This window comes from Pseudomonas sp. IT-P218 (genome assembly GCF_949767605.1).
In the GTDB taxonomy this organism is placed as follows: Bacteria; Pseudomonadota; Gammaproteobacteria; order Pseudomonadales; family Pseudomonadaceae; genus Aquipseudomonas; species Aquipseudomonas putida_AE.
Window position 1 is genome coordinate 26,923 of the sequence record NZ_CATKQQ010000005.1, and the last position, 13,212, is coordinate 40,134.

9 protein-coding genes are annotated in these 13,212 nt (G+C 63.1%); 4 read left to right on the forward strand and 5 right to left on the reverse strand.

What is annotated here, in order from left to right; all coding sequences use genetic code 11:
* Position 1: 1 nt before the first annotated feature.
* The 4 genes from ACM6I6_RS03855 to ACM6I6_RS03870 all read right to left on the reverse strand — a co-directional run bounded on the left by ACM6I6_RS03855 (position 2) and on the right by ACM6I6_RS03870 (position 5,720).
* Positions 2-1,237: a c-type cytochrome gene (locus ACM6I6_RS03855; protein ID WP_414919438.1), complete on the reverse strand. Its 1,236-nt coding sequence runs from the start codon at positions 1,235-1,237 to the stop codon at positions 2-4.
* Between the two features lie 2 nt (positions 1,238-1,239).
* Positions 1,240-1,779: a (2Fe-2S)-binding protein gene (locus ACM6I6_RS03860; RefSeq protein ID WP_046817930.1), complete on the reverse strand. Its 540-nt coding sequence runs from the start codon at positions 1,777-1,779 to the stop codon at positions 1,240-1,242.
* Positions 1,772-4,603 (reverse strand): xanthine dehydrogenase family protein molybdopterin-binding subunit, encoded by a 2,832-nt coding sequence (locus tag ACM6I6_RS03865; RefSeq protein ID WP_323627245.1) that lies wholly within the window; start codon positions 4,601-4,603, stop codon positions 1,772-1,774. Before ACM6I6_RS03865 ends, ACM6I6_RS03860 begins: the two co-directional genes overlap by 8 nt.
* 175 nt (positions 4,604-4,778) lie before the next feature.
* Positions 4,779-5,720, reverse strand: a complete 942-nt coding sequence (locus ACM6I6_RS03870) for a LysR family transcriptional regulator (protein ID WP_274075403.1) — start codon at positions 5,718-5,720, stop codon at positions 4,779-4,781.
* 124 nt (positions 5,721-5,844) lie between these two features.
* Here ACM6I6_RS03870 and ACM6I6_RS03875 point away from each other — a divergent pair, with 124 nt between their 5' ends.
* From ACM6I6_RS03875 to aldA, 4 genes are read left to right on the forward strand one after another with little or no spacing between them, the layout of a single operon-like run.
* Positions 5,845-7,140 (forward strand): MFS transporter, encoded by a 1,296-nt coding sequence (locus tag ACM6I6_RS03875; RefSeq protein WP_414919439.1) that lies wholly within the window; start codon positions 5,845-5,847, stop codon positions 7,138-7,140.
* A gap of 32 nt (positions 7,141-7,172) precedes the next feature.
* Positions 7,173-8,357, forward strand: a complete 1,185-nt coding sequence (gene rhmD / locus ACM6I6_RS03880) for an L-rhamnonate dehydratase (RefSeq protein WP_414919440.1) — start codon at positions 7,173-7,175, stop codon at positions 8,355-8,357.
* 14 nt (positions 8,358-8,371) lie between these two features.
* A complete protein-coding gene (locus ACM6I6_RS03885; RefSeq protein ID WP_323627242.1) occupies positions 8,372-9,172 on the forward strand; it encodes an HpcH/HpaI aldolase/citrate lyase family protein in 801 nt (266 codons plus the stop codon).
* A 19-nt stretch (positions 9,173-9,191) separates the two neighbouring features.
* Positions 9,192-10,625 (forward strand): aldehyde dehydrogenase, encoded by a 1,434-nt coding sequence (gene aldA / locus ACM6I6_RS03890; RefSeq protein WP_414919441.1) that lies wholly within the window; start codon positions 9,192-9,194, stop codon positions 10,623-10,625.
* Between the two features lie 130 nt (positions 10,626-10,755).
* On the opposite strand, the gene ACM6I6_RS03895 is transcribed toward aldA, so the two are convergent.
* Positions 10,756-13,179, reverse strand: a complete 2,424-nt coding sequence (locus ACM6I6_RS03895; protein WP_414919442.1) for a TonB-dependent siderophore receptor — start codon at positions 13,177-13,179, stop codon at positions 10,756-10,758.
* Positions 13,180-13,212 lie beyond the last annotated feature (33 nt).

Here is a 13,212-nt window from a genome sequence, read left to right on the forward strand (position 1 = left end):
GTCAGTGCGCCTTGTGCTCGAGCGGCGGCGCGTCGGCCCGCAGCTTCTGCACATCGCCCAAGGCCAGGTCACCCGGTTGACCGCCCCAGCCCTGGCGCAGGTAATTCAACAGATCGGTCAGCTGCTCATCACTCAGCTTCTGCGCGAAACCCGGCATCGGCTGCATGTGTTCGAAGCCGGAGAATTTCTGCTCGCCAATGCCATCGTCGATCACCCGCACCAGGTTGCGCGGGTCTTCCAGGCGCAAGGTGGTATTGCCACGCATGGCCACGGCGATGTGCGGCTTGCCCTCGCCACCTGGCGCGTGGCAACCGGCACAGACGTTCAGGTAGTCCTGACGGCCGCGCTGGGCACTGGCGCTGAGCTGGTCCAGCGGCACGTCGGTCAGGACTTTCGCCGCTGGTGGTTGATCACCGAGCAGGAAGGTCGCCATCGCCGCCAGGTCCGCATCGCTGAGGCCCTGGGTGCTGTTGTGGAACACCGGGAACATCTCGTTGAACATGGTGCCCTGGGCGCTCATGCCGTGCTTGAGGAACGAGCTCAGGTCCTGGTGATTCCAACCGCGCGCGGCCAGGTCCGTGGCCAGCAGGCTCGGGGCCAGATAGCCGTTGAGAATGCCGCCGGTCATGCGTTTGTCCTGCTGCATCGCGCCGGGCAAGCCGCGTGGGGTGTGGCATTCGCCGCAGTGACCGAGCACGTCGACCATGTACTGGCCGCGCTTCCAGGCTTCGCTCTTGCCGTCGGCCGGCTCCAGCTTGACGTCCTTGCCGTACATCATGTTCCAGCCCATCAGGCCCAGGCGCACGTTGAACGGAAAGCTCAGGCTGGTGACCGGCGCGGCACGTTCGATCGGCGCGACGGTTTTCAGGTAGGCGTGAATCGCGTCGGAATCTTCACGCGGCATCAGGTGATACGAGGTGTACGGCATCGCCGGGTACAGGTTGGCGCCATCACGACGCTTGCCTTCGGTGAGCGCAGCGAAGAATTCGTCATCGTTGTACAGGCCGATGCCGTGCTCTTTGCTCGGGGTGATGTTGGTGCCGTAGATCGTGCCGAACGGCGAAACGATCGCCAGGCCACCTGCGTACGGCGCGCCACCCGGCGCGGTGTGGCAGGCCATGCAGTCGGCGGCGCGGGCCAGGTAAGCCCCACGAGCGACCTGATCGTCCGCCTGCGCCAGCAACACAGACGCAGCCAGGCCGACCGCCAGGGTCAGGCGGGTGATTAGATGCTTCATGCTCAACCCTCCTTGACCAGGCCGAGATCGGTCAGCACGTTGCGGGTGGCGCTGTAGTAGCGCACGTACCCGGTGCAACGGCAGATGTGATGACCGAGGCTGTCCTCGATGACTTTTTCCAGCTGGCTCTTGACGATCGGCTGGCGCTGCAGCTTTTCCACCAGCACCGTCGCGGCATTCACGAAACCTGGCGCGCAGTAGCTGCACTGGAAGGCGAATTCGTCGACGAAGCGCTGCTGGATCGGGTTCAGCTCGGTGACCTTGCCCTGCTCGTCACGGCTCGCATGGCCTTCGATGGTGCGCACTTTCTTGCCTTCGAAATAGTGCGCGCCGGTGATGCAGGTGCGCACTTCCTCGCTGGTGCCATCGGGGTTGTCGACGATCACCACGCAGGCATGGCAGATACCCTGGCCGCAGCCCAGGCGCGAGCCGGTGAGGTTCTTGTATTCGTGCAGGTAGTCGATCATCGGCAGGTCATCAGGGATGTCCACCGGGCCGACGGATTGACCGTTGAGGGTCAGTTGAAGCGGACGGTTAGCCATTGAGGGCCTCCTTGATGCGTGCAGAAGTGATAGGCAGGTCGCGAACGCGCTTGCCGATGGCGTGGGCCACGGCGTTGCCGATGGCGCCGACCACCGGGATCATCACCACCTCGGCAATGCCCTTGGACGGGTCGCTTGGCGACAATGGCGGGAGGATTTCCGCGGTCTGTTTCCACACCGCCACGTGCCGCGCCATCGGCAGGCGGTAACGGTTGAAGTTCCAGTCGCCCTCCCCCGGCCCGCCTTCGTACAGCGGCATTTCTTCCATCAAGGCATGCCCGATGCCCATGGCGATGCCACCTTCGAGCTGGCCCTTGACCAGTTCCGGCACCAGCACCCGGCCGCACTCGACCCACGAGTGGTGATTGAGCACCGACACTTCGTTGGAACCCTTGTTGACCTTCACTTCCACCAGCGTCGCCACCGGGCTGTAGTAAGTCACCGCCGCGTTGTTCAACTGGGTCGCCGGGTAGGCGATGTTCTGCCGGTCCAGCAGATGGAAACCGGCGCTGCTCATTTGCGCCTTCTTCGCCTTCGGTGCACCGTCGCCGTACTTGACCGCCAGGCCATCGAGCGGCAGACGCTCACGCACGCCATCGATGCTGAACTCGGCCTCGGCCCAGCTCCAGCGGTTGAAGCCGTGCACCGTGGCACCGGTGACCAGCCCGCGCTCGTGGGCACGTTTGGCCAGCACGTCGAACGGCAGCGGTTCCATGCCGTTGGCGGTGAGTTTGCCATCGACCCAATGGGCGTCTTCGCGGCGCACCACGTAAGGGTTGGCCTGGCCGCCGAACGGGCCTTGTCGCCAGATCTCCAGCGCCGCCGGCCACAAACCGTGGTTGAACAGCACGCGCGCCGCTTCACGGGTGGCGTGGCTGAAGTAGTAGGCGGAGTTGGTCGCCGACGAGGCCGACGCGACCTTGCCGACCCAGCGCGGGTTACGCAGGAAGTTATCCTGCTCGGCCTGGCTCATGATGTACGGGTTGCCGCCGCTGATCAGCTGCAACTCTTTCCATTCGGTTTCGCCGGTCTTCACTTCGTGCGCCGGGTTGCCGAGGAAATCGGCCACTACCATCGCCTGGGAGGTGGACATGCCGGTACCGATTTCGATACCGATGTGGCGCAGGGTGATGCGACCGTCAACGGTGTATTCGATGCTGGCCATCGGCGCTTCGGAACCGGTGCCGAAGTCTTTCTGGCAAATGGCGAAACCGACGCCATACCAGTTATCCGGGTCGGCGGCTTCGCGCTGTTGCTTGATCGCGTTGCGGTTTTTCCAGACTTCGTTGACGGCGGCCTTGTCGAGAATTTCGTGCAGGCGCAAGGCACCGGCCGGCACCGCACCCTGGGTGTTCTTCATGCCCGAGCGCAAGGCGTTCTTGCGGCGCAATTCGATGGCATCGACACCGAGGCGATCGGCGATTTCGTCGACCATCATCTCGGTCGACGCCATGCTCTGCAGCGTGCCGTAGCCGCGCATCGACCCGGCTTCCACCGCGCGCGAGTGATAGGCGGTGACCTGCAGGTCGTTCTGCGGCATGTAGTAGATCGACTGCGCCGCCGTGGCGCCGACTGCTGCCACGGACGGGCTGTAGTTGACCCGGCCGCCGCCGTCGACGCTCATTTCGGCGCGGAAGATCTTGAAGCTGTGATCGGTCTTGTCCACCGCCAGCTGGTAGCGGATGTCGAACGGGTGACGCTTGATGCCACTCTGGAACTGCTCGTAGCGGTCGTTGGCCAGGCGCACCGGCACACCGGCGCCGTACAACGCCGCCAAGGCTGCGTAGTAGACGAAGATGTTATGGTCTTTCGAGCCGTAGCCGACGGTGTAGCCAGGGTGCATGTTCAGGTTGGCCAGGCCGAAACGCGACGGCGCGATCATCTTCGCGGTCTCGGTCGCAGTCTCCAGTGGGCACTGCGTCGCAACCACAAAGTGCAGTGTCCTGGTCGCCGGGTCGTACCAGCCGTTGCCGTTGTCCGGCTCCATGGCGGCCGGCTCGATCGACGGGGTCTTGTAGCGTTCGTCGAACACCAGCCAGTTGTCCGGCGGCGTATCGATCTGCTGCTTCATGCGGTCGGCGTAGAACAGGCCGCGCTCGGTCAGGTTGCCGTGCAGGTTCGGCTGGGAATTCCACACCGGGCGACGGTTCTTCAGCATCGGGAACAGGATCGAGTCCTTGAGGCTGGCGAATTCGTCTTCGTCGGCCGAGGTCGGGCCACCCACGCGCACGTAGCGGAAGCTGCCGTAGGGATCGCCTTCGTAATATGGCACCTGGGCGCCGTAACGAATTGCTTTGTCATTGAACTTGAGCTGGGCCTTGGCTTGGCGGAAACGTTCGAAATCGTTCCAGATCAGGATCGCCACCGGGTGACCGATGAACATCGGCACCTTGCCTTCAGGCAGCAATGGATCCGGCGCGTGCTCTTCCGGGAAGACGATGCCGTCCTTGACCAGGTCGTCGGCGGTGACGATGCGGTCAGGCTGCAGGTCGGCGCCGAGCCACGACAGGTCATAACCTGCGTAGATGCGGTCGGCCTTGATGGTTTTCAGCAGCATGGCGTGGCCTTGCTGTTGCGGCCAGCCCGGCATGTCCTTGGCACGGATGTCGCGGGCAAAGACCTTGCTGCCGCAGACCTTGGACAAGGCATCGTTACGGGCGCGCGCCTGGCCGTTGTTGCCGAGCCACTGCTCGGACGGCACGGTCACGCTGTTTTCCATCAAGGCGGCCAGCGCCTGACTGCCGAGCGGTGCAAGCGTCACGCTCACACCCGCCACCAGCCCGCCCTGGAGGAACGAGCGCCGGGATATTTCACGGTTGGACATGGATCATCCTATGGGCGGTCATGGGGGCCGCCCTTCTGGTTATGTTCTGGAAATCTCGAGTCTTGCAGAAGCCCTTCTTGACGATGCAAAGGGCTGTGATGACAGTGCAAAGCTGACCGAAAGGTTAACTTTAAAGGTTTATGCGCTCGCGGAAAACAAAAAACTGACCAAGGAATCAAAAAACCGCGGCTTTTCGACGCAGCAGATCGATGAACAGGCCCAGCTCCCGACTGATGTGTTCGCCCTTGCGCAACAACAACCCGAACGGCGCCAATTGCACATCCAGCTCAACCGGCAACGCCACCACCAAGCCCATTTTAAGGTAGTCGCGCAATGCGGTTTCCGACAGGACCATGATCGCATCGGTCAGTTGAATCAGCTGCTGCATGGAGTACACCGAACTGCATTCGATGATGTCCGCCGGCAGTGGCAAGGCCAGGCGCTGCAAGGCCTGGTCCAGGCCGATGCGCGCCGGGCTGGTTTCCGGTTGCAGGATCCACGGCCAGCCATTGACCAGTTCGGCCATCTCCAGTGTCTCGCGCCGGGCCAGCGGGTGGCCGGCATGCACCACCACCAGCAGGCGTTCGTTGCCCAGTTGTTCGAATGCATAGTGCTCGCTGTCGGTGGCGGCATTGCGCCGGGCGATGGCCAGGTCGATGCGGCCCTGTTCCAGCAACTGGATCACCTGGTCGCTGGTGTCGCCCATGATGCGAATCCGCAGCTGCGGGTTGAGCGCCTTGATCTCGGCAATCGAATCCATCACCAGGTCCGGCGCCGCGCCCATGATGGTGCCGATCGACAGATAGCCGTAACCGCCCTGTTGCCGCGCGATCAGATCCTCGGCGCAACGGTCGAGGCCACTGATGGCCGACTCGGCAAAGCGAATCAATTCCTGACCCAGCGCCGTCGGTCGCATGCCCCGGGGTAAACGCTCGAACAGGTCGCAACCAAACATGTCTTCAATTTCATGGAGCATGCGGGTGGCGGCCGGTTGCGACATGTTCAGGCTTTGCGAAGCGCGGTGCAGGTTCTGGCTGGAATTGAGCGTCACCAGCATGTGCAAATGCTTGTAGCGCAGGCGGTTGAGCAGGCTGCGGGAGATGATGGGCGTGGTCATGGCGGGCCTTGTTATCGATACCCTTAGGGTATCAGTTGTTAGCTAGATTCGATTTGTAACGCATCGATCAGCGGCCGTACAGTCTTCCCCATAAGAACAAATGCCCTACCAAAGGAAAACCGCGATGAAGACTCTACCCGCGCCTCTGCTCGCCAAGATTTCCTGGCGGCTGCTCCCGTTTCTCCTGCTGATGTACATCATGGCCTTCCTCGACCGCGCCAACGTCGGGTTCGCCAAGCAAGCCTTCCAGGCCGATACCAATATCAGTGACGCCGCCTTCGCCTTCGGCGCCGGGGTGTTCTTCGTCGGTTATGCCCTGCTCGAAGTGCCGAGCAACCTGATCCTGCACCGCGTCGGCGCCCGTTTGTGGATGTGCCGGATCATGGTCACCTGGGGCCTGGTTTCCGCGGCCATGGTCTTCGCCCACACCGAAACCAGCTTCTACATCCTGCGCTTCCTGCTGGGCGTGGCTGAAGCCGGGTTCTTCCCCGGCGTGATCCTCTACCTCACCTACTGGTTCCCCAACGCCGTGCGCGGCAAGGCCATGGGTTTCTTCTACTTCGGCGCGCCGCTGGCGTTCATCTTCGGCAGCCCGTTGTCCGGCCTGCTGCTGGAGCTGGACGGCTTTGTCGGCTTCCACGGCTGGCAGTGGCTGTTCGCCGTTGAAGGCTTGATGGCCACGGCGGTAGGCATCTGGGCGTACTTTTACCTGGACAACCGCCCGGCGGACGCCAAGTGGCTGACGGTCGAAGAACGCCAGCAGGTGCAGAACCTGCTCGATCAGGAAGACAGCCACAAACAGAATCACGGTCGCAGCCTGCTCAACGTGATCTGCCAGCCGTCGGTGCTGTACCTGTGCCTGATCTACCTCTTGATCCAGGCCAGCGTCTACGGCGTGGTGTTCTACCTGCCGACCCAGGTCGGCGGATTGCTGGGCACCAAGGTCGGGCTGATGGTCGGGCTGGTCACGGCGATCCCATGGATTTGCGCGCTGGTGGCGGCTTACCTGATTCCCGGCTACAGCGACCGCACCGGCGAACGCCGCCGCACCGCCAGCCTGACCCTGCTGATGGCCGCCGCCGGTATCGCCTGCTCGGTGACCTTCAGCAGTCCGTTCCTGGGCATCGTCGCCCTGTGCTTCGCCGCGTCCGGTTTCATCGCCGTGCAACCGGTGTTCTGGACCTTCCCTTCCAGCTACCTCGCCGGCAGCGCCGCGGCGGCCGGCATCGCCCTGATCAACTCGTTCGGTGCCCTCGGCGGCTTCATCGCCCCGGTGCTGAAGAACTGGGCCGAAGGCGCCTTCCATTCTCCGGCAGCCGGCCTGTACCTGCTGTCCGCCACCACCGTCATCGCCGCGTTGCTGGTCCTGGGCGTGCGTTCGCCCGGGCATGAAGCTTCGAACAAACCGGCCACCGTTTAAACCTGACCGCCGTTAAAAAAAGGAATCACACCATGGGCATTCCAACCATCAAGCACGTCCGCGCTTTCACTCTGCGAGGCGGCGGCGCGGATTACCACGATCAGGCCGATGGCCACTGGATCGACGATCACATTGCCACGCCGATGAGCAAATACCCGGAGTACCGCCAGAGCCGCCGCACCTTCGGCATCAACGTGCTCGGCACCCTGGTGGTGGAGATCGAAGCCAGCGACGGCACGGTCGGTTTTGCGGTGACCACGGGCGGCGAGCCGGCCGCCTACATCGTCGAGAAACACCTGGCGCGCTTCCTCGAAGGGGCGAAAGTCACCGACATCGAAAAGATCTGGGACCAGATGTACCAATCGACCCTGTATTACGGGCGCAAAGGCATCGTGATCAACACGATTTCCGGGGTCGACCTGGCGCTGTGGGACTTGCTCGGCAAGATCCGCCAGGAGCCGGTGCACCAGTTGCTCGGCGGCGCGGTGCGCGATGAATTGCAGTTCTACGCCACCGGCGCCCGCCCGGACCTGGCGCAGAAAATGGGTTTTATCGGCGGCAAGATGCCGCTGCACCATGGCCCGGCCGAAGGCGAGGAAGGCCTGCGCAAGAACCTCGAAGAACTGGCGACCATGCGCGAACGGGTCGGGCCGGACTTCTGGCTGATGCTCGATTGCTGGATGAGCCTGGACCTCAACTACGCCACCAGACTGGCGGTCGGCGCCCACGAACATGGCTTGAAGTGGATCGAAGAAGCCCTGCCGCCGGACGATTACTGGGGCTACGCGGCCCTGCGCAACAACGTGCCCAAAGGCATGCTGGTGACCACCGGCGAACATGAAGCCACCCGCTGGGGCTTCCGCATGCTGCTGGAGATGGGCTGCTGCGACATCATCCAGCCGGATGTCGGCTGGTGCGGCGGCCTCACCGAACTGGTGAAGATCTCGGCCCTGGCCGACGCCCACAACACCCTGGTCATTCCCCACGGCTCGTCGGTGTACAGCTATCACTTCGTGGCCACCCGGCATAACAGCCCGTTCGCCGAATTCCTGATGATGGCGCCCAAAGCCGACGAAGTGGTGCCGATGTTCCATCCGCAATTGCTCGGCGAACCGGTACCGGTGAACGGTCGCATGCGCCTGTCGGCACTCGACCAGCCGGGATTCGGCGTGACCCTCAACCCGGAATGCCAACTGCATCGGCCGTATAGCCGCTGAGCCAGGAGTTCGTGATGAACATGCCGCACAACGCTTTCAAGGCCGCCCTGAACAAACCTGCGCCGCAATATGGCATCTGGGCCGGGTTCGCCACCGGCTACGGCGCCGAGATCGTCGCCACCACCGGTTATGACTGGATGCTGATCGACGGTGAACACGCACCCAATACCGTGCCCGGCGTACTCGCCCAATTGCAGGCCGTGGCGCCCTACCCCACGGCACCCATCGTGCGCGCCGTGAATGGCGACGCCAACCTGATCAAGCAGTTGCTGGATATCGGTGCGCAGACGCTGATGATCCCGATGGTCGAAACCGCCGAACAGGCCCAGGCCCTGGTCCGCGCCATGCGGTACCCACCCCACGGCATCCGTGGCGTCGGCGGCGGCCTGACCCGCGCCACTCGCTGGGACGGCGTGCCGGATTACCTGAACACCGCCCATGAACAGCTGTGCCTGATCGTGCAGGTGGAATCGCGGCTCGGCGTGGAAAACGTCGCAGCCATTGCCGCCGTCGAAGGCGTCGACGCGGTGTTCATCGGCCCGGCGGATCTGTCCATTGGTCTGGGACATGCCGGCAATCCCGGTCACCCGGAAGTTCAGGAACGCATTCAACACGCGGTCAACGCGACGCTGGCGGCCGGCAAGGCCTGCGGCATCCTCGCACCCAATGAAGAAGACGCGCGGCGCTATCAGGGCTGGGGCTGCCAGTTCATCGCCGTGGCCATCGACATCAGCCTGCTGCGCCAGAGCGCCATGGCCACCCTCGCCCGCTACCGCACACCGGCCACCGAACACGCGCCGTCGCGTACCTACTGATCAGCCAAGGAGTCGTTCCATGTCATCCGTGCCTGTTTACGAAAACTTCATCAACGGCCAGTTCGTGGCCAGCGCTGCCCACATTGACGTGATCAACCCGGCCACCGGTGCCTTGTTGTCGAAGGTGCCGGCGTCGAATGCCGAAGACGTCGATCGCGCCCTCGCTGCGGCGCGCTCCGCGCAAAAGGACTGGGCGCGCAAGCCGGCGAATGAGCGCGCCGGTTACCTACGGCGCATCGCCGCCAAACTGCGGGAAAACGTTGCGCACCTGGCGCGCACCATCACCCTGGAACAAGGCAAGATCAGCGGCCTGGCCGAAGTCGAAGTCAACTTCACCGCCGACTACCTCGACTACATGGCCGAGTGGGCGCGGCGCATCGAAGGTGAAATCATCACCAGCGACCGCCAGAACGAAAACATCTTCCTGTTCCGCAAACCCCTGGGGGTGGTGGCGGGGATCCTGCCGTGGAATTTCCCGTTCTTCCTGATTGCCCGCAAGATGGCCCCCGCCCTGCTGACCGGCAACACCATCGTCATCAAACCGAGTGAAGAAACGCCGAACAACTGTTTCGAGTTCGCCCGACTGGTGGCAGAAACCGACCTGCCGCCCGGTGTATTCAACGTGGTTTGCGGTGACGGCCAGGTTGGCGCGGCGCTCAGTGGGCACAAAGGCGTGGACATGATCAGTTTCACCGGCAGCGTCGCCACCGGTTCACGGATCATGGCCGCCGCCGCACCGAACATCACCAAGCTCAATCTGGAACTGGGTGGCAAGGCCCCGGCCATCGTGCTGGCGGATGCCGACCTGGACCTGGCGGTGAAGGCCATTCGCGATTCGCGGATCATAAACAGCGGCCAGGTGTGCAATTGCGCCGAGCGGGTGTATGTCGAACGCAAGGTGGCGGATCAATTCATAGAGCGTATCGCCGCCGCCATGAGCGCGACCCGCTATGGCGACCCGATTGCGCAACCCGATGTGGAGATGGGCCCGCTGATCAATCGCCAGGGCCTGGACAGCGTCAACCGTAAAGTCCGTACAGCACTGAGCCAGGGCGCCAGCCTGATCAGCGGCGGGCAGGTTGCCGACCTGCCGAACGGCTTTCACTTCCAGCCCACGGTCCTGGCGGGCTGCCGCGCCGACATGGAGATCATGCGCGAGGAAATCTTCGGTCCGGTGCTGCCGATCCAGATCGTCGATGACCTGGATGAAGCCATCGCCCTGGCCAACGACTGCGACTATGGCCTGACCTCGTCGATCTACACCCGCGACTTGAGCATGACCATGCACGCCATGCGCGAGCTGGATTTTGGCGAAACCTACGTCAATCGCGAGAACTTCGAAGCGATGCAGGGGTTTCATGCCGGGGTGCGTAAATCGGGGATTGGCGGGGCGGATGGCAAGCATGGGTTGTATGAGTACACCCATACTCATGCGGTGTATCTGCAGGGCTGAATATCTGCGGTGTTGCTGATGCCGCCTTCGCGAGCAAGCCCGCTCCCACATTGGTTTCTGTGTCGAACACACAATCAAATGTGGGAGCGGGCTTGCTCGCGAAGACGTCAGATCAGTCAACACAAGACCATCAGAAGTCCACAGTCGCCGACAGCAAATAGGTCCGTGGCGTCGACAGCGTCAACCCCGGCTCGCTGTCATCCGAAGCCCCCGCCGAACTCCAGTAGCGCTTGTCCGCCACGTTCTCGATATTGCCCCGCACGGTGATGGTCTTTTCATCAACCCTGAACGCATAACGCGCGCCCACGTCGAAACGCTCCCACGAATCGATTTCCTTGTTGTTGGACTGGTCCAGGTACTGCGAGCTGGAGTAGATGCCGCGACTGGTCAGGGTCAGGCCCTGGACGTTCGGCACGTCCCACTCGGCGCCCAGGTTGACGTTGTACTTCGGCGTGGCCGGCGCGCGGTTGCCGTCGAAGGTGCCATTGGTGGTGTCGTTCAACTCGCTGTCGATGTACATCACCCCACCGAGCAGCCGGAATCCGTCGAGCGGTTCGCCGAACACGCTCAGCTCCACACCATCGTTCTGCCGCTTGCCGTTGGGGCCGAAGACCCGGGTCGTGGTGTTGGTCTCGTAGGCCGGTTGCTTGATCCGGAACACCGCAGCGGTGACCGCGAACGCACCGGCGTCGTACTTGGCGCCGACTTCTACCTGGCGGCTGATGAACGGCGGGAAGATCTCATCCTCGTTGACCGAGGTGGACGGGGCGATCTTGCCCTGGCTCAGGCCTTCCATGTAGTTGGCGTACACAGATAATTTGTCGGTGGCCTTGAACAGGATGCCACCCGATGGCGAGAATTTTTCCTCGTCATAGGCGGTGTCGCCCTTGACGTCATCCGACCAGTCGTCCACCTGCACCCGCTGCCAGCGGCCGCCGAGGGTCAGCAGCAGCCGGTCATCGAAGAAGCCCAGGGTATCGGACAAGGCCACGCTGCTGAAGCGGTTCTCGGTATAGACCTCTGGGTCGAAGCGCGTGGGCCGTTCGGGTGTCGGGGTTTCCACGGGGTCGTAAAGGTTGCTGGGGGCCGCAGCGTAACGGGCGCCGCCATTCTCGAAGTCCATGTAGAAATAGCTGGCGGCCAGGTTGACCTGATGGCTGACCGGGCCGGTATGAAACCAGTTGCGTACGCCGGCGGTGGCCGTGCGCACGTTTTCGTCGCGGGTGAAGTCCCGCGGCAGCACACTGAAATCACCCGCATCGTTGGTGACCGCTACGGCATGCCTGAGAAAGTCATGGTTGCTTTTGCGCGCGCCCACACCGCCGTACAACAGCACTGAATCGCTGACATCGAATTCACCGTTCAGCGTGCCGAAAGTGTCCGTGGTGCGCGCCTGGCTCCAGGGTTGCGCATAGTTGTCGCGGACATCGTTGGCATTCGGCACCTTCGCGTTGACGCCAATCTGCACGCGCTCCTGGGGGGCATCGGTATCACGTTCGGTGTGGCCGATGTCGGTCGAGAGGCGCAGGCGGTCACCGCGAAAATCCAGGCCCAGCACCGCCATCTCGCGGTCGACGCTCTGGTGATCCCAGTCGGTGTCGCCAGACTGCTTCACGCCGTTGAAACGAATGCCGAACATGTCCTCCTCACCAAAGCGCCGGCCTACATCCACGGCACCGCCAAGCTGGTTGTTGGAGGCGTAACTGCCGGTGAACGAGGTGATCGGCTGGTCGGTCGCTCGCTTTGGCACCACGTTGATTCCGCCGCCCACGCTGCCCCGTGGCGAGATGCCGTTGACCAGCTGGCTGGGGCCCTTGAGGATGTCGACGCGGTCGGCCATCTCCATGTCGATGGTATAGGTCGGCAGGACACCGTACAGGCCGTTGTAGGAAACATCGCTGTTGAACAGGCTGAGTCCGCGAATGGTGAACTGCTCATAACGCCCTCCCGCCGGATTGGTCGCGCGAACCGAGGGATCGCTGGCCACCAGGTCGCCCAGGGTACGCGCCTGCAGGTTTTTCACCGCCTCGCTGGTGTAGGTGGTCATGCTGAACGGCGTTTCCATGAAGTCTTGCGAGCCGAGCAAGCCTTGCGAGCCACGGCGTGCAACCTGGCCACCGGCGTACACCGGGTCGACGGCGTCACCCGCTGTCGCGTAAATGGAAGTGGCGCCCAGTTGCAGGCTGCTGCCCGATGGTTCGGGAATCAGGATGTACGCCTGCTCGCCCACCGGTTGCAGTTGCAGGCCGGAATTCTGCAACAGGCGCACGAAGCCCTCCTCCACCCCATAGGTACCGGAAAGTCCCGCACTGCTGCGACCCCTGACCAGCGCCGGATCCACCGACAGGTTGACCCCGGCCAGGCCGGCGAACCGGGTGAGCGCATCGCTCAGGCTGCCGGCCGGCACCTGATAACTGCGACGAGTGGCGTCTTCGGCCCAGGCATGGGTGATGAAGATCGGGCTGGCACTCAGGCTCAACAACAGGCTCAGGCGCAACAACGGGCGCAGACCGGACGACGCCGGGCGTGGACGGCAAGACTTTACGGCGGGCATTGAAAAGGCTCTCTTGTGCGTTCAGTTGCCTTG

Bases quoted from the DNA above. Each gene is read 5' to 3' on its own strand.
- ACM6I6_RS03865 (WP_323627245.1), bottom strand. From the start codon at position 4,603: ATGTCCAACCGTGAAATATCCCGGCGCTCGTTCCTCCAGGGCGGGCTG.
- ACM6I6_RS03885 (WP_323627242.1), top strand. From the start codon at position 8,372: ATGAACATGCCGCACAACGCTTTCAAGGCCGCCCTGAACAAACCTGCG.
- ACM6I6_RS03860 (WP_046817930.1), bottom strand. From the start codon at position 1,779: ATGGCTAACCGTCCGCTTCAACTGACCCTCAACGGTCAATCCGTCGGC.
- ACM6I6_RS03870 (WP_274075403.1), bottom strand. From the start codon at position 5,720: ATGACCACGCCCATCATCTCCCGCAGCCTGCTCAACCGCCTGCGCTAC.
- ACM6I6_RS03895 (WP_414919442.1), bottom strand. From the start codon at position 13,179: ATGCCCGCCGTAAAGTCTTGCCGTCCACGCCCGGCGTCGTCCGGTCTG.
- aldA (WP_414919441.1), top strand. From the start codon at position 9,192: ATGTCATCCGTGCCTGTTTACGAAAACTTCATCAACGGCCAGTTCGTG.
- ACM6I6_RS03875 (WP_414919439.1), top strand. From the start codon at position 5,845: ATGAAGACTCTACCCGCGCCTCTGCTCGCCAAGATTTCCTGGCGGCTG.
- ACM6I6_RS03855 (WP_414919438.1), bottom strand. From the start codon at position 1,237: ATGAAGCATCTAATCACCCGCCTGACCCTGGCGGTCGGCCTGGCTGCG.
- rhmD (WP_414919440.1), top strand. From the start codon at position 7,173: ATGGGCATTCCAACCATCAAGCACGTCCGCGCTTTCACTCTGCGAGGC.